This is a genomic window from Bradyrhizobium sp. S3.12.5 (assembly GCF_040548225.1).
Taxonomy (GTDB): Bacteria; Pseudomonadota; Alphaproteobacteria; order Rhizobiales; family Xanthobacteraceae; genus Bradyrhizobium; species Bradyrhizobium cytisi.
Genome location: NZ_JBEPRF010000005.1, coordinates 43,646 through 59,204, shown reverse-complemented (window position 1 = coordinate 59,204; position 15,559 = coordinate 43,646). Strand labels below are relative to the sequence as shown.

General features: G+C 64.7%; 16 protein-coding genes. 4 read left to right on the top strand and 12 right to left on the bottom strand.

All coding sequences use genetic code 11. The annotated features are described in order from the left end of the window. Nucleotides 1–109: 109 nt before the first annotated feature. The 6 genes from flhB to flgB all read right to left on the bottom strand — a co-directional run bounded on the left by flhB (nt 110) and on the right by flgB (nt 3,589). Complete coding sequence (gene flhB / locus ABIC09_RS08165; RefSeq protein ID WP_354108957.1) at nt 110–1,189, bottom strand: flagellar biosynthesis protein FlhB; 1,080 nt, start codon at nt 1,187–1,189, stop codon at nt 110–112. Nucleotides 1,190–1,206: 17 nt separating this feature from the next. Further along, nucleotides 1,207–1,977, bottom strand: coding sequence for a flagellar biosynthetic protein FliR (fliR, locus tag ABIC09_RS08160; RefSeq protein WP_354108956.1), 771 nt, complete (start codon nt 1,975–1,977; stop codon nt 1,207–1,209). A gap of 17 nt (nt 1,978–1,994) precedes the next feature. Then, on the bottom strand, nt 1,995–2,258 hold the full coding sequence (gene fliQ / locus ABIC09_RS08155; protein WP_027534765.1) for a flagellar biosynthesis protein FliQ: 264 nt from the start codon (nt 2,256–2,258) through the stop codon (nt 1,995–1,997). A 156-nt stretch (nt 2,259–2,414) separates the two neighbouring features. Continuing rightward, nucleotides 2,415–2,723 (bottom strand): flagellar hook-basal body complex protein FliE, encoded by a 309-nt coding sequence (gene fliE / locus ABIC09_RS08150; protein WP_148751406.1) that lies wholly within the window; start codon nt 2,721–2,723, stop codon nt 2,415–2,417. A 17-nt stretch (nt 2,724–2,740) separates the two neighbouring features. Next, nucleotides 2,741–3,166: a flagellar basal body rod protein FlgC gene (gene flgC / locus ABIC09_RS08145; protein ID WP_148751405.1), complete on the bottom strand. Its 426-nt coding sequence runs from the start codon at nt 3,164–3,166 to the stop codon at nt 2,741–2,743. An 18-nt stretch (nt 3,167–3,184) separates the two neighbouring features. Continuing rightward, the gene (flgB, locus tag ABIC09_RS08140; RefSeq protein ID WP_148751404.1) at nt 3,185–3,589 is read right to left on the bottom strand and encodes a flagellar basal body rod protein FlgB; all 405 of its coding nucleotides are present in this window, start codon (nt 3,587–3,589) and stop codon (nt 3,185–3,187) included. 351 nt (nt 3,590–3,940) lie between these two features. On the opposite strand from flgB, the gene ABIC09_RS08135 reads away from it, so the two are divergent. Further along, nucleotides 3,941–4,918 carry a flagellar biosynthetic protein FliO gene (locus ABIC09_RS08135; RefSeq protein ID WP_354108955.1) on the top strand — a complete coding sequence of 326 codons (978 nt, stop codon included), beginning with the start codon at nt 3,941–3,943 and terminating at the stop codon, nt 4,916–4,918. Next, nucleotides 4,915–5,691, top strand: a complete 777-nt coding sequence (gene fliP / locus ABIC09_RS08130; protein WP_354108954.1) for a flagellar type III secretion system pore protein FliP — start codon at nt 4,915–4,917, stop codon at nt 5,689–5,691. The genes ABIC09_RS08135 and fliP overlap by 4 nt, the downstream gene beginning before the upstream one ends. Before the next feature lie 190 nt (nt 5,692–5,881). Here fliP and ABIC09_RS08125 read toward each other — a convergent pair whose 3' ends face one another. From ABIC09_RS08125 to fliL, 6 genes are all read right to left on the bottom strand, one after another. Next, nucleotides 5,882–9,661, bottom strand: coding sequence for a tetratricopeptide repeat protein (locus tag ABIC09_RS08125; RefSeq protein ID WP_354108953.1), 3,780 nt, complete (start codon nt 9,659–9,661; stop codon nt 5,882–5,884). A gap of 220 nt (nt 9,662–9,881) precedes the next feature. Next, on the bottom strand, nt 9,882–10,082 hold the full coding sequence (locus ABIC09_RS08120; RefSeq protein WP_354033229.1) for a hypothetical protein: 201 nt from the start codon (nt 10,080–10,082) through the stop codon (nt 9,882–9,884). A 556-nt stretch (nt 10,083–10,638) separates the two neighbouring features. Continuing rightward, nucleotides 10,639–11,397 (bottom strand): MotE family protein, encoded by a 759-nt coding sequence (locus ABIC09_RS08115; RefSeq protein WP_148751399.1) that lies wholly within the window; start codon nt 11,395–11,397, stop codon nt 10,639–10,641. A 9-nt stretch (nt 11,398–11,406) separates the two neighbouring features. Next, nucleotides 11,407–11,868 carry a DUF6468 domain-containing protein gene (locus tag ABIC09_RS08110; RefSeq protein WP_148751398.1) on the bottom strand — a complete coding sequence of 154 codons (462 nt, stop codon included), beginning with the start codon at nt 11,866–11,868 and terminating at the stop codon, nt 11,407–11,409. Next, nucleotides 11,865–13,067, bottom strand: coding sequence for a flagellar motor switch protein FliM (gene fliM / locus ABIC09_RS08105; RefSeq protein WP_148751397.1), 1,203 nt, complete (start codon nt 13,065–13,067; stop codon nt 11,865–11,867). The genes ABIC09_RS08110 and fliM overlap by 4 nt, the downstream gene beginning before the upstream one ends. A gap of 30 nt (nt 13,068–13,097) precedes the next feature. After that, nucleotides 13,098–13,598, bottom strand: coding sequence for a flagellar basal body-associated protein FliL (gene fliL, locus ABIC09_RS08100; protein WP_148751396.1), 501 nt, complete (start codon nt 13,596–13,598; stop codon nt 13,098–13,100). Between the two features lie 385 nt (nt 13,599–13,983). On the opposite strand from fliL, the gene flgF reads away from it, so the two are divergent. After that, nucleotides 13,984–14,745, top strand: coding sequence for a flagellar basal-body rod protein FlgF (flgF, locus tag ABIC09_RS08095; RefSeq protein WP_148751395.1), 762 nt, complete (start codon nt 13,984–13,986; stop codon nt 14,743–14,745). A 16-nt stretch (nt 14,746–14,761) separates the two neighbouring features. Further along, nucleotides 14,762–15,550, top strand: coding sequence for a flagellar basal-body rod protein FlgG (gene flgG, locus ABIC09_RS08090; protein WP_148751394.1), 789 nt, complete (start codon nt 14,762–14,764; stop codon nt 15,548–15,550). Nucleotides 15,551–15,559: the final 9 nt, after the last annotated feature.

Here is a 15,559-nt window from a genome sequence, read left to right as displayed (position 1 = left end):
GGCACGTGGGGTCCTCCCTGCCTGAATCGGACCCGCGGACGCAAGGGCGGCAGCGGCGAAACGTACGCTGATTCCCAGTTTACAGCCATTTCCGGTACTTTTCGGGGTTTTATTGCCGCGCGGCACTGAAACCGCGCTTCAGCCGGATGACGTAGCCGATGACTTCGGCGACCGCATGGTAGTGCTCGACAGGAATTTCCTTGTCGATTTCGGCGGTGGCGTACAGCGCGCGGGCCAGCGGCACGTTCTCGACGATCGGGATGTCGTGCTCGCGCGCGATCTCCCGGATCTTGAAAGCGAGGTTGTCGACGCCCTTGGCGACGCAGATCGGCGCCGACATGCCGCGCTCGTAGGACAGCGCCACCGAATAGTGGGTCGGGTTGGTGATGATCACGGAGGCCTTGGGAACCGCCGCCATCATGCGCTTCTTGGAGCGCTGCTGGCGCAATTGCCTGAGCTTGCCCTTGATATGCGGGTCGCCTTCGGACTGCTTGAACTCCTCCTTGATCTCCTGGAGCGACATCTTCTGCCGCTGGAACCAGCTGCGATACTGGAAGAAATAGTCGCCAATGGCGATGATCGCGAGCGCGGCGACCACTGCGCCGAGCAGATGGACGGTCAGGCCGGTGGTGGCGCCCAGCATGGCCATCGGATCGAGCTTGACCATCGCCTCCATGCGGTGCCGTTCCGGCCACAGGATCGTGGTCATGACCACGCCGAGCACGACGAGCTTGCCGATGCCCTTGAGAAAATTGGCTCCCGCCTGCTTGCCGAAGATGCGCTTGAAGCCGGCAGCGGGTGAGAGCTTGCTGAATTTCGGCGTGAGAGATTCGGCCGACCACACCAGCCGGTGCTGGAGCATATTGCCGGCAATCGCAGCCAGCACCAGCATCAGCAGGGGCACGCCGACCGCCGCGAACACCGCGACTTCGACCTGCTGCATCAGCACGAGCAGGTTCCCGGGGTCGGTTTTGATCATCCAGGAATTGGCGAGCAGATTGCGCATCGGCGTCAGCAGCCCGCTGCCGACCGAGCCGGAGAAGGTCGAGACCACGAGCGTGCCGCCCGCGATCATGAACCAGGTGTTGATCTCCTGGCTTTTGGCGACGTCGCCGCGTTCGAGCGCCTCTTCGAGACGTTTTTGGGTCGGGTCTTCTGTTTGGCTCTCTGGATCGTTGTCTTCCGCCATCGATCACCCGTTACCAGTTACTTGAGCGGCATCATCTGGTGCATGACACCGATGAAGTAGTCGAGATAGGTGCCCATCATCGCCGTGAGCACCACGGCGAGCACCATGAAGCCCGCGAAGATCGATAGCGGCACGCCGACGAAATAGACCTGCATCTGCGGCATCAGCCGCGCCAGCACGCCGAGCCCGATATTGAAGACGAGGCCGAACACCAGGAACGGGCCGGAAAGCTGCAGGCCGAGCAGGAATGCGGCGGAGAAGGCCCGCGTGGCGAGCGAAGCGACGTCGCCGCTCGATACGGTCTCGCCCGGCGCGAAGATCGCGTAGCTGTCGTTCAGCGCCGCGATCACCAGGTGATGGCTGTCGGTGGCGAACAGCAGCGTGACACCCAGCATGGTGAGGAAATTGCCGACCAGAACGCCCTGCTGCCCTTGCGTCGGATCGACCGAGGTGACGAAGCCAAGTCCCATCTGCTGCGCGATCACGGCGCCTGCGACCTGCAGCGCCGACAGCGTCACGCGCGCGGTTGCGCCGAGCACGATGCCGATCACGATCTCATGCAGCATCAGCACCAGCATCGGCGCGAGCGAGCCCATGTCGACCTGATAGGCATTGCGATGCAGCGGCAGGATGATCAGCGTCAGCAGAAGCGCGATCGACAGCTTCACCCGCATCGGGATGTTGGTCTCGCCGAGCCCCGGCAGCAGCATCACCATCGCGCCGACCCGGGCGAAGGCGAGCATGAAGGCCGCGGCAAGCGCCGGCAGCAACGAGACGTCGATGCGCATGGTGGGCGCATAGTGCCTCAGCCGCCGATGATTCGCGACGAGATCCGCAGCATGTGGGAATGAAGCGCGTCGGCCATGAACGGTAGCGCCAGCAGCATCGTGGCAAAGATGGCCAGGATCTTCGGCACGTAGACCAGCGTCTGCTCCTGAATCTGCGTCAGCGCCTGGAACAGCGACACGATCACGCCGACCACGAGCCCGACCACCATCAGCGGCGAGGACACGATGACGATGGTCCAGATCGCATCGCGGGCGACGTCGAGGGTCTCGGGTCCGGTCATTGCAGAATTCCCTTATTCAAGCTTCATCCCCGCCGCACCGACGAGAACCACACACCCCTCCCCGTCATTGCGAGCGCAGCGAAGCAATCCAGACTGGTGCCTGCGGAAAGATTCTGGATTGCTTCGCTTCGCTCGCAATGACGGCGGAGGCCGAAATCAGATCGGCATCTTCATGATGTCTTCATACGCCGCGATCACGCGGTCGCGGACCGAGACCAGCGTGGACACCGCAACGTCCGTGTCGGCGACCGCCGTCACCACGTCCATCACGTTGGCCTTGCCGGAGGCCATCGCCACGGTCTGCGCGTCCGATTTGCGGCCGGATTCCATGACGCTGCCAACGGCGTCTTTCAGCAGCGAGGCAAAGGACTGCCCGCTCGCCTCGCTGCCCTTGCCGGCGCCGCTGTTTTCCAGCACGCGGGCAAGGTTGGCATAAGCATTGGCCGCGATTGTCGGTGTTGCCATGGCCTGGGGTTTCCTGTTCAGCTCTTGAGGATGTCGAGCGTGCGCTGGATCATCCGGCGCGTTGCACTGATGATGTTGACATTGGCCTCGTAGGACCGCTGCGCATCGCGCATGTCGGTCATCTCGACCACCGAATTCACGTTGGGATATTTGACGTTGCCGGTGGCATCCGCCGCCGGATTGCTCGGCTCGTATTTGACGCGGAAGTTGGACTGGTCGGGCTTGATCTTGCCGAGCGTGACGACCTGCGCGTCGAGCGTGCGGTCGAGCGCCGCGGAGAATGTCGGCACCTTGCGCCGATAGGGATCGCCGCCTGCGGTCGGCGCGGTCGAGTCCGCATTCGCGATGTTTTCCGAGATCACCCGCATTCGCCCGGCCTGCGCCCGCAACCCGGAGGTCGCGATCGCCATCGAGCGGGCAAAGTCGCTGCTGTCATTCGCCATGTTGCGCCTCTCCTAGCTCTAGCCCTTGCCGATCGCGGTCTTCAGAAGATGCAGGCTCTTCGAATAGAGCGAGGTGACCGCCGCATAATCCATCTGGTTGTTGGCGGACTTCATCATCTCCTCTTCGAGATTGACGGCATTGCCCGCAGGACGGGTCTCGAAGCCCGCATTCTTGTTCTGGTCGAAGCTCGAGGCCGAGCCCGATGACGTCATGTGCGAGGCGCTGGTGACGGCCATGGCGAGCGGCCCGATCGAGCCCGCCGGGGCGCCGGTCTTGTCGAATTTCGGCTCGACCAGCTCGCGCGGCCGGAAATTGGGGGTATCGGAATTGGAGACGTTCTCGGACAGGACGCGCTGGCGTTCCTGGTGCCACTGCATCTTGGTGCGAAGCGCCGACAGCACCGGAAGATCGTTGATGGACATCGTTGCGGCTCCTTGCGCCTCTTGCAGACCCTGAGGTCCGAAGCTAGGCAGAATTTGCCGCGTGTATGGTTAACAGGTGGTTAAGGCGTGGCGGATGCATGTTTCTGATTGAGACATGCAACGGTCCCCCGTGATTCTACCCATTCCAAAAGCCGCATTAACCCAACCGCCTGGCGGCCCTGCGCAGGCCAAGAAGTCGTTTTGGATCGGGCGATTCATAGGTTATTAAGACTTGGGGACGGCAAAGCTTGCCGTGGGACGTTAAGAGATCACAGTTTTGGGGCATCGCACGCCGGTGGTCGGCGCATCCGACCATAGGCACGAGAGAAGCGCCATTTACCGGGGACAGGTATGAACGGTAGCCCTATCACCTTCATCGTCGCGTTCATCGTCGTTCTGGCGTTGATCGGCGTCGCGGCGTGGCTGGTCCGCCGATTCGCGACCACCCGGCTCGGCGCCAACACCCAGCGCGGCAGGATGCCACGGCTTGCGGTGATCGACGCGGCCGCGGTCGATGGCCGCCGGCGCCTCGTGCTGGTGCGCCGTGACAATGTCGAACATCTCCTGATGATCGGCGGCCCGACCGACATCGTCGTCGAACCGAATATCGTGCGCGCCGCAGCCGGCCGCGACCAGATTCCGCAGCGTCCCAGCGCGGCCGAGCCGCCGCGCCTCGCCCCGATGCCCGATGCCGGCAGCTGGGCCGACGAAGCGCCGCGACCCGAGGTGCTCGACCATCCCGAGCCGCAAATGCCCGAGCCGCCGCCGCGGCCCGCACGTCCGTCCTTTGCCGACGAAGTCCGCCGGCCGGCGCCCGCTCTGGCCGAACGCCGTGGCGAACCGGCGCTCGGCGGCTTTTCGCCCGAACCGATGCCGCCGCGTCTCGAGCGTGAGCCCCGCCCCGAGCCGATGCCGCCGCGCGTTGCGCGTAGCGAACCGCCGCTGATGCCGCGCCCGCCGCGCCAGAACGAGCCGGCGAAGGTGCCGCCGGTGCGCGCCGAGCGCGCAGCCGCGCCGCCGCCTCCTCCTCCGCCCGTGCCGCAGGCACCGCCCGTCCCGCCGCCGGCCGCTGCTGCCGCGCCGTCGAGTGCCGAGCAAAATCTCGCCGAGATGGCCCAGCGCCTCGAGGCGGCGCTCCGTCGTCCGGCCGGCGAGACCATCGCCCCACCGGTTGCGCCGGATCCGCCCGCCGCGCCGCCGCGCGCCGCACGGGTCGATCCGCCGGCCCCTCCGGCGCCGCCGGCCAGGCCGGCTCCGGAAAAGACCAGCTTTGAAAATCTCGAAGACGAGATGGCCTCGCTGCTCGGCCGTCCGAAGCCGTCTTCGTGAGGCTGACGTCCTTCCCGCGTAGAGTTCTTGTCCCCTCTGTCCTGATCGCCGCGGCCTTGCTCGCCACGGGTTTGCTTGCCTCCCCTGCGCATGCGCAGGACATCAGCATCAATCTCGGCGGCGGCGGTGCTGGCGGCGGCGGGGTCACCGAGCGCGCGATCCAGCTGATCGCGCTGCTCACGGTGCTGTCGATCGCGCCGTCGATCCTGATCATGATGACGTCGTTCACGCGCATCGTGGTCGTGCTGTCGCTGCTGCGCACAGCGATGGGCACGGCGACCGCGCCGCCCAACTCGGTGATCCTGGCGCTGGCGATGTTCCTCACCTTCTTCGTGATGGGGCCGGTGCTGCAAAAATCCTACGACGACGGCATCCGTCCGCTCGTCGCCAACCAGATCGGCGTCGAGGACGCGCTCCAGCGCGCCTCCGTCCCCTTGCGCGGCTTCATGCAGAAGAACGTGCGCGAGAAGGACCTGAAGCTGTTTCTCGATCTCTCCGGCGAGCCACCGCCGGCGACGCCCGACGAGCTCGCCCTGCGCATCCTCGTCCCTGCCTTCATGATCTCCGAGCTGAAGCGCGCCTTCGAGATCGGTTTCCTGCTGTTCCTACCGTTCCTGATCATCGATCTCGTCGTCGCCTCGGTGCTGATGTCGATGGGCATGATGATGCTGCCGCCCGCGACGATCTCGCTGCCGTTCAAACTGATCTTCTTCGTGCTGGTCGACGGCTGGTCGCTGGTGGCGGGAAGCCTGGTGCAGAGTTACGGGGGGTGATGACGCCAGCGGCGCATCCCCTCTGCCCCGACGATAGATAGCCTCCGCCCTCTCCCCGTCATTGCGAGGAGCCCTTGCGACGAAGCAATCCAGAATCCCACCGCGGAAAGATTCTGGATTGCTTCGCTGCGCTCGCAATGACGGAGGATGCGGCGCTGTCCCGGCCGCGCTTCGCGCGGAAGCAGGGGTCCTACCGCGTCATCTTGATCTGCCGCACGACGGGGATCGTCGGCAGCGAGCCGGTATGATCGGTCTCGTCCTTGGCCTGCGGGGCGGCGGGGGCGCGCGCGGTGGCGTCGGGGAAACGCTGCTTCATTTCGCGGAGGAAGCCGTCGAGCGTGTCGACGCTTGCAGCGAGCTTTGCAATGTCGGCGAATTCGGCGCTGGAGGCGCCCGCCGGCTTGCTGGCGATGTCGAAGGCGAGCCGGTCGGCGCTCTCGCTCATCAGGGGGGCATATTTCTCGCGGAAGCGCGACAGCCCGATCGAGTCGTCGGCGAGCGCATAGCCGACCGCGGCACGGATGATGTCACTCTTCTCCACCGCATTGAGCGGCTTGAAGTCGCGGAAGCGGTCGCCGTAATAGAGCTCGATCTGCTCGGCGGACTCGCGCCAGCGTCGCCCCGCCCAGAAGATGTCGGACCGCAGCCGCAGCACCTCACGCCCACTGACGTTGGAGACGATGTCGAGCGCGAGATCATGGCGGCCGACGTCGCTCTGCGCGCGCGCTTCCAAGAGCAGGCGCTGCTGCCGCAACTCGCCGGAGAGATCGCTGATGCGGCTGGCGCGCAGCGCGGTGATCGCCATGTCGGGCTTGCGGTTGGCGAGATAGATCATCGCAAGGCGCGCGGCGACCTGCGCGCGCGCGGCGCCTTCGAGACGGTGGTCGACCTGGTATTGCAAGAGCTCGGCGGCCTGGTCGAGCAGATCGATCGAGGCGAGACGATCGGCCAGGCGGCGGATCAGCTCGTCACCGCGGCGGCCGATCGGCGTCAGCTCGCGGAACTCGTAGAACATCCCGAGCGCCTCGACCGGCGGCAGTTCGTCGCCCTTCGGCCCCAGGAAGATCTGCGTAAACAGATCCGACGCCAGATCCTGCGCCTGGCGCGAGGCTTCCGCGTTCGGCTGCAGCTTGGTCGCGGTACGCGCCGCGGTGAGCGCATCGCGATAGCGTCCGTTCTCGGAATAAAGCTGCGACAGCATCTGCAGCGTCTTGACCTCGATCGCGTCGCCGCGCCAGGTCATCGACAGCGTCTCTAGCTCTTTCAGCGCGTCTTCCTTGCTGATCTCGTCACGCTTCTGCCGCAGCGCGATTTCGAGCTGCTTGGCTTCGGCGGCGGCCGGCCGGTCATTCGATGCGACCGCGAATTTGTAATCGTCGAGCGCATCCCTGTCGTGGCCGAGCGCCTCGGCGAGCCGGCCGCGCAGCACGGCAAAGCCGGGCCCAGCCTCCGGCGAGACGCCGACAACCTCCATCTCGCCGCGGCGCTTCGAGGCGCCGGCATAGTCCTTCACCTCGAGCGAGGCGCGCATCGCATCCATCGTCACGATGCGCTGGATGTCGAGCGGCAGCGAGGCGATGGCGAATTCGACATTCTTGAATTTTTCGCGGGCGTCCGCCCATTTGCCCTGGCGCGCATAGGCGAGCGCCTTCCAGAGCTGGGAATCGTGGCTGTTGCCGATCACTGGATTGGCGAGATCCTTCAGGCCCAGCGCCGGCCGGCCGATCAGAATGCTGGCGATCGCATGCATGATCAGCGCGCTGCTCTCCTCCTTGTTGAGAGGATCGCTCAGCATCAATTCGGTCACGGACTTGGCTTCGTGATACATCGCGCGCGACATGTAGAACTGGGCGAGATCGAGCCGCGGCAGCGAACGCTGCGCCGGCTCGACGGCCGAGATCGCCGTGATCAGATCGCTTTGGCGGGTCCAGAAATCTTCCGCCTGGCCCTTGCGCCAGCCCTCGGGATTGAAGATCGGCCGCACCGCAGTCGGTGCCCGCTCGGCCGAAACGTCGACCGGCGACAGCGTCAGGCCGCCCTTCTTGCCGAGGATGACCTTGTCCGATCCGACCTCGATGCCGACTTCGTCGGAGTTCGGCCGGATCGCGATGCCATGCGCGGATTCCAGCAGCGAGAGATCGACGAGATCCTGCCGCTTGATGAAGCCGCGGACCGGCCGTTGCGCGGTGACGACGTAGAGCATGTCGCCGGCATCAGGGTCGGTGAGCTTGTGCAGCAGGCCCGGATTGGCAAAGGGGATGGCGATGTTGGCGAGCGCGGGATCGGTGATGTTGCGCGAGATCAGCAGCGGCAGCGGCGTTGCCTGGATCTTGTCGGCGAGCGTCAGCAGCCAGTTGGTCTCCTTGCCGACCTCCTCGCTGGTCAGCGAATAGACCAGCGGCCGGGTGAGACGGATGCGTACCGCCTGCCCCTTCTCGAGCGGCATGCGACTGACCTCGCCGATCATCGCACCACCCCGGCTGCGGATCGCCTCGATGTCGATCGGCTTTGGCGAATCGAACACCAGCCATACCGTGTCGCCGCGGCGGAACGCGGCCGCCGGCGTTGCGACAGGAATCGGGAATGTCACGCGCAGGCCATCGCTGTCGCGGCGCGCATCGACGCTGGCAATAGGAGGCGGCGGCGCGGCCTGAGCCTCAGCGGGCGCAGGCTTGGGCCCTTCCTTCGGAGCTTCCTTGATCGCTTCCTTAGGCTCTTCCTTGACCGGCTCCTTCGCAGCTTCCTTCACCACCTCGTTGGGCGCTTCGGTTACTACCGGCTTGGCAGGAGCAGCAGGCGCGGCGGCTTCCATTGCGGGCGGCGCGGTCTTGGGCGCTTCCGTGACGTGCGGAGCTTCGGTCGAGGTTATTGCCGGTGCCGGCTTTGGCGCCTCGGCGGACGGCATCGCAGCGGATGCTTCCGGCTTCGCCTCCGATTTCACCTCGGGCTTCACCTCAATCCTGGCTTCGCGCGCGATCGCCTCCGAGGTCGGCGGCTTGATCTCGCCATGGGCGTCCTTCGGCTTTGCGACCGCCGGCTTTTCAGCGGTCGGCGCCGGTCCGTGACCGCCGGATTCGGCCTTTGCGATCGTGGCTTCAGGCGTCGCCGCCGCCTTGCCCTTGTCGGGCTGGAACGCGATGTCGACGACGTAGTTCTTGTCGTCGCGGAAGGAGTGCACGTCGGAATCGCCGATCAGCGCGATCTCGACGCTGGTCTGGTCGATGTCGGACTTCTGTTTGATCGACGCGACATTCGGCGGCGCGGCGACGACGGCATCGGCGAGGTCGAAGCTGAGATTGGCGTTGAAGGCGAGCGTCAGCTTCTGCTCGTTGAGCACGGAGGAGACGCCGACGCCGTCGGGCATCTCGAACACGAAGCGCACGAAGGTCGGCTGCACCGAGGCGCGCACGCGGATCGGTGGCCGCTTCTTGCTCTCGGCCGCAGCGCGCTGGGCGCGCAGCGCGCGCTCGGCAGCGCGCGCGCGTTCGGCGAGTTCCTTGACCACCTCCTGGGGCAGGCTCGGTGGCGGCCCCTTCCAGCCTTCCGGCATCAGATCGATAAAAGTACGCTCGCCGGCATTCATGGTGTTGACGGTGACGCGCCGCGCCAGCGACAGCCGGATCGCGCTGCCGTCGGGGTCTCGGCGGGCGGAGTTGACGTAATCGGGTGCGCCTTCCGGCACGCGGTCGACGGGAACGTCGACGGGACGGTCAAAGCGGATGATGAGGATGGAGCCGGCGGTCGTGACCTCGGAGGGAACGTCCTCGCCGAGCTTGATCACGAGACGGGCGAAGCCGCCGCCAGCTGAAAAGCTCGCCTCGCCCCGGACCGCATCGGCAGCTCGGGCACCATTATCAAGGCCGATCAGCAGACAGGCCGCCAACAAGACAGCCTTGCGGACATGACGCGACAGCCCCAGCGCCAAAGCGCGGGCTCGCGACATCAATCCAGCGGCAGCCTCTCGCGCCATTGGCGGCACTTCTTCCGGTTCGGCGGTCCATGCCGGCACTGGCGCCGGCCCGTGCCGTCGACTGTAGGTTTTGCCAATTAAGGACTTGTTAATGCTGTAATGACGACTTGATCCGGCACAATGTGTCGCGACGCCTTGTTCGTGGACCGAGACGTTCGCGCCCAGAATCTGGCGAGCAAGTGGTTAAGGAGGAGTTGACGCCTGCAAGCCGACCGCAGCTTCAATGTTGCTTTTCCGCGCCATCCGGCGCAGAGGAGCTCTCCCGCTCGAGACAAGCATCATCGTCGGTGTCGCCATCTTCCTCTTGCGGCGGCAATATATGCTGGTGGCTCAGCGCGGACGTCCAGGCAAACGTCATCGCCGCGATGAGCAGCCGATTGGCGGCTTCGATTGCGCGTTCTGCTGCGGACGAGTAGTTCATGGCTTCCTCCCGCGCTGCCGATTGCGAATGGCCGAAGCCTAGGACGAACTCTTCAGCCCCACTGTACTCCACTTCACATTTGTGCGCGTCAACTCATCGCAGCCTCAGAAGATGCCGCTTGTTCTCGCTGCAGCCGAAACGCGAGTAGACGTGCTGCGCACGTACAACCCCCGAGACGTTGCGGTCCATCAACGACTCTGAATCAGATGTGATCACGGCGATTCGAATTCGATTGGTCAGCTTGGGGGGCAATCAATGAGCGGAGAAGCCAACTGCATTGTGTGTAGCAGGGCCAGAGCGGTCGTAGCCGTCTTTCCAATCGCGCGGGGCTATGCCCTAAAGGTATATGAATGCCCCTGCTGCCACAGCACCCTGCATCTCGTGACTCGCGTTGAGAACGCAGCGCTGATCAAGCAACACTGCGAGTCCCTCCTTCCTGTCGAGAATCCGCTGAGCTCGACTGGTCGCAAGGGTCAACAGCGGGTCGCGAATTAGACACGCAACGCGTCCGCCGCGTGCACGCAGGTTGCCGCCGCGCGCCGCGCCTCTTGAGCCCTCAATTCGGCTTTTGCGTCGGCTTGCCGTCGATCTTGGGGAGATCGCCGGCGGAGGCAGCCTGATCCCCGCCTCCATTGGCGCGGCGGGCCATCTCGACCGTCAGCCGCTCGGCGGCTTCCGACGACATCAGGCCCAGGATATCGGACATCTTTCGCGGGGCGATCGCCGAGGCGATCTCGATCAGCACGCCCATTTCCAGCCGGTCGAACACCCGCGCGGCGTCCTTGGGCTTCATGCCCTCATACATGGTCACGAGGCCCTTCAAGCGCTGGGCCTCCGCGGCTTTCTGCTCGGCCTGGGTCGCGGTGATGCGGGACTCCACCGCCTTCATCTCCTCGACCTTGTTCTCGATGCGCTTCTCGGCCGACTTCAAGAGGCTCTCGCGAATATCGATCTCGCGCTGGCGGGACTCGATCTCCTGGCGGCGCGCCTGCAACCGCTCAAGGATCGCGCGCTCCGAGGCCGAGACCTGCGACTGGGCCTCGTCCATCTTGACCGGGGTGCCCTCGAGCTTGGTCTCGGGGGCGGCCGGCTTCGGAGCTTCCTTCGGCGCTCCGTGCGTCGAGCCGGTGATGTCAGGGTCTTCGCCCCCGGGAAAATTCAAATTCTCCTGCGCCCAGGACTTCTTCACATGGTTCGGCTGGTAGTCGAAGACATAGCCGCCATTGATCACGAGGCCCGCCACCTTCAGCGTGGCGAGACCTGCGACCGCAACCAGGACGACCGGAATGACGCGGATGTTACGAAAGGACTTCATACCCTGACTTTATGCGGCAAGACCGTTGGACCCAAGGCCGTTGGACCTGCGTCGCTCCGAGAAGGCTTCGGCGGCAGCGGCCACCGCTTTCGCCGCCGACGGCTTGGCGACGGGGGCGGCTGCGGCTTCCGGATTCGTGACGGGGCGCGCCGCGATCGCGATCTTGGAGAGGCGGCGCACCACGTTGTCGGCTTCGCCGAGCTGTTTGTGCAACTGGCCGGACATCTGCGTGGCGGCGGCAAGCTGGCTGCCGAGATTCTCGTTGACGTCGCGCACCGCGAGCTTGAGCCCGCCGATCGCGCGCTCGGCGATCTCGGTCGCGGTGATCAGCTCGCCGATGACAGCCTTCAGCGAATGCTCGTCCGCCTTCAGCCGCGTCAGCCGCTTGTTGAGCAGGATACAGTAGCCGATCGTGAGCATCAGCAGGATGGCCACCAGCGTCTCGATCGCCATTCCTAGGGAGTGGTTCATGGGGCCTCCATCAGCTTGTTCTGCTCGTCCACCTTCTCGAACATCGCAAGTGTCGTACTTGGCTTGCGCAAGGGTTTCGTCACGCGAATCGCAACGCGCTCTCCGACCCGGCCCATGCGTCCTTCGGTGATCGTGACATCGCCGCACCGCACGGTGACGTTGGCATCGGCGCGCATGTCCAGCGGCAGCGTGTCTCCGACCTTCAGCCGCATCAGCTGCTTGAGCGGAATGTCGGCCTCGTAGAGCACGGCGTCGACGGAAATCTCGGCCTGGACGATCTCGGTGGCGAAATGACCCTCCCAGATCTGGTCGCGGCCGAACTTTTCGCCCATGAACATCTGGAGCAAAACGGCCCGGATCGGTTCGATGGTCGCGTAAGGCAGCAGCAGTTCGATGTTGCCGCCGCGATCTTCCATGTCGATGCGCAGGCGCACCAGGATCGCGGCGTTGGCGGGACGGCTGATCGCGGCGAAGCGCGGATTGGTCTCGAGCCGGTCGATCGTGAAGGTCACCGGCGACAGCGGCCGGAACGCCTGCTCGGCATCGGTCAGCACCACCTCGACCAGCCGCTTGACCAGCTCGGTCTCGATCGTGGTGTAGGGCCGGCCCTCGATGCGGAGTTGGCTCGAGCCGCGGCGGCCGCCGAGCAGCACGTCGATCATCGAGTAGATCAGGTTGGAATCGACCGTCGCCATGCCGAAATTGTCCCACTCCTCGGCCTTGAAGACCGAGAGCACGGCAGGCAGCGGGATCGAGTTCATGTAATCGCCGAACCGCACCGAGGTGATGCGGTCGAGCGAGACTTCGACGTTATCGGATGTGAAATTGCGCAAGGATGTCGTCAGCAACCGCACCAGGCGGTCGAAGACGATTTCGAGCATCGGCAGACGCTCGTAGGAGACCATCGCCGAATCGATGATGGCGCGGATGCCGGAATGGTCGTCGAGCGTGACGTCGCCGACGGTGAAGCCGAGGAGATTGTCGATCTCCTCCTGCGACAGCACCCGCTCGCCGGAGTTCTTGCCGGTGCCGAGATCGCGACTGCCGTCCTCGACCATGGCCGCCCATTGCAGGGCCATGGTCTCAGACAGCTCGTTTTCGGCAGCAGCCTTCGCGGCCTCCGCGGGATCCTCGGAATCGAGCGACGCCTCCCATTGGGCGGCAATCGCATCCTGGTCCATCTGCTCGTTGCCGGCCATGACGCTAGCCCGTACCCTTCCGCAGCATCCTCACTGGAGCACGACTTCCTTGAACAGCACCGCGCTGACCTGCACCGGCGCGACCGCGGCGTTGACGCGTTTGGTCAGCTCTTCCTTGAGACGGAAGATGCCGGCGGAGCCGTTGAGGTCGGAGGAGCGCAGCTCGCGCACATAGGTCTGGAAGATGTCGGTGACGCGCGGCATCGTCGGCTTGATCGCCTCGACCTGCTTCTCTTCCTTCAGCTCGAGCACGATCTTGAGCTTCAGATATTGCACGCGTTCGCCGGGCGCGCCGGCGAGGTTGACCATCATGTCGGGCACCTCGACGAATACCGGCGGCTTCGGCGGGGGTGCGACCTCGGCATGGTGCTCGTCTTCGCCATGGCGGAAGAACAGGAACCAGGTCGCGGCACCGCCGCCGAGCACGACCAGCGCGCCGACGACGATCAGGATCAGCTTGAACTTGCTTTTGGGGGCAGCGGCTTCCGCGCCTTCGGCGACTGCACCGCCTTCCGCTCCATTCTCTGCCATGATCGTCCGGGCTCGCTCATCTCAAAAAGGGCCGAAAGAGCGAAGCCTCCTGGCAGACAGTGACGCGATACAAATGCCCCAGCGCAAAGCGCTCCTCTTACCTGCAAACGCTACGGTAATAATGGTTAACGGAACCTTTCGATCGGGCCTCAACTAGGAAAAATCTGCCGGGCAAACATGGCTAACAGAACCTTTCTGCCCCCCGCCCACGCCGCCGAAAAATAGCCAACTCATTGTAATTGCATCTCATTTCAAGTTGGCACGGCTTTCGCTGAGAGAGGGGCGAGACTGAACGGTTTGGGAGAACCCGACGGTCTCGTTCACGGGATCGGCCAAGGCGCTTGGGAGAGCGAAATGGCGGATCTCACGCAGGGGAGATTGACCGATGCAGAATGCGCTTCTGATCGGCTTGTCACGGCAGATGACGTTGGAACGGCAGATGGATGTCATCGCCAACAACGTCGCCAATGCCAACACCAACGGCTTCAAGGCCGACCATTCGCTGTTCGAGGAGTATCTCAACTCGAACGCGCATGAGGACAATTTCGTCGGCTCCGACCGCCGCGTCTCCTATGTGCAGGACCGCGGCACCTACCGCGACGTCGGCCAGGGGCCAATGGAGGCGACCAACAACCCGCTCGACATGGCGATCAGCGGCAACGCCTTTTTCGCCGTGCAGGCCAATGGCGCCGAGCGTTACACCCGCGACGGCAAGTTCGCGCTCAGCAGCACCGGCCAGCTTATGACCTCCGACGGCAATCTCGTGCTCGGCACCGGCGGCCCGATCGTCTTCCAGCCGACCGACCACGACATCAACGTCTCCCCAGACGGCACCGTCACGGTGCTCGAAGGCACGGCCAAGACCGACTCGATCCGCGGCAAGATCCGCATGGTGACGTTCGACGATCCGGCCAAGCTGACCAAGCTTGGCGCCAATCTCTACGGCGCCGGCTCCGCCAACCAGCAGACCGACGCCAAGTCCACCCTGCAGCAGGGCTACATCGAGAAGTCGAACGTGAATTCGGTCGGCGAGATGAGCCGCATGGTCGAGGTCATGCGCAGCTACACCGCGATCGCCAACCTGCTCCAGCAGCAGAGCGACCTCCACAAATCGGCGATCGAAAAGCTCGCCGACGTTCCGGCCTGATTAGGGGACCACTGACATGCAAGCGCTCCACACCGCTGCGACCGGAATGGCGGCACAGGAACTGAACGTTCAGGTGATCTCCAACAACATCGCCAACCTGCGCACCACCGGCTTCAAGAAGCAGACCGCAGCGTTCCAGGACCTGATCTACGAACACATCCGCCGCGTCGGCGCGCAGGCCTCGGACCAGGGCACCATTCTGCCGGTCGGCGTTGACATCGGCGGCGGCGTCAAGACCGTCGGCACCCCCCGCAGCATGACGCAGGGCACGCTGTCGCAGACCGGCAACGACCTCGATCTCGCGATGTCGGGCGAAGGCTTTTTCAAGATCCTGATGCCTGACGGCACCTACCAGTACACCCGCGACGGCACGTTCCAGATGGACAACCAGGGCCGCGTCGTCACCGCGCAGGGCAACCCGGTGCAGCCGACCATCACGATCCCGAACAACGCCTCGGGCATCACCGTCAACGAGCAGGGCCAGGTGTCGGTGACGCTGCCGGGCTCGTCGAGCAACACCATCCTCGGCCAGATCGGCGTGACCCGTTTCATCAACAAGGCCGGCCTGCAGCCCGTCGGCAGCAACCAGTTCACCGAGACGACGTCGTCGGGCGCGCCGCAGGACGGCACCGCGAACTCCGAGGGCTACGGCAAGATCACGCAAGGAAGCCTCGAACAGGCCAATGTCGACGTCGTCTCGGAGATGAGCGACCTGATCGCCGCGCAGCGCGCCTACGAGATGAACGCCAAGGTGATCAGCGCCGCCGACCAGATGATGCAATCGACCACGGCGCTGTTCCGCTGAGGTGATGAT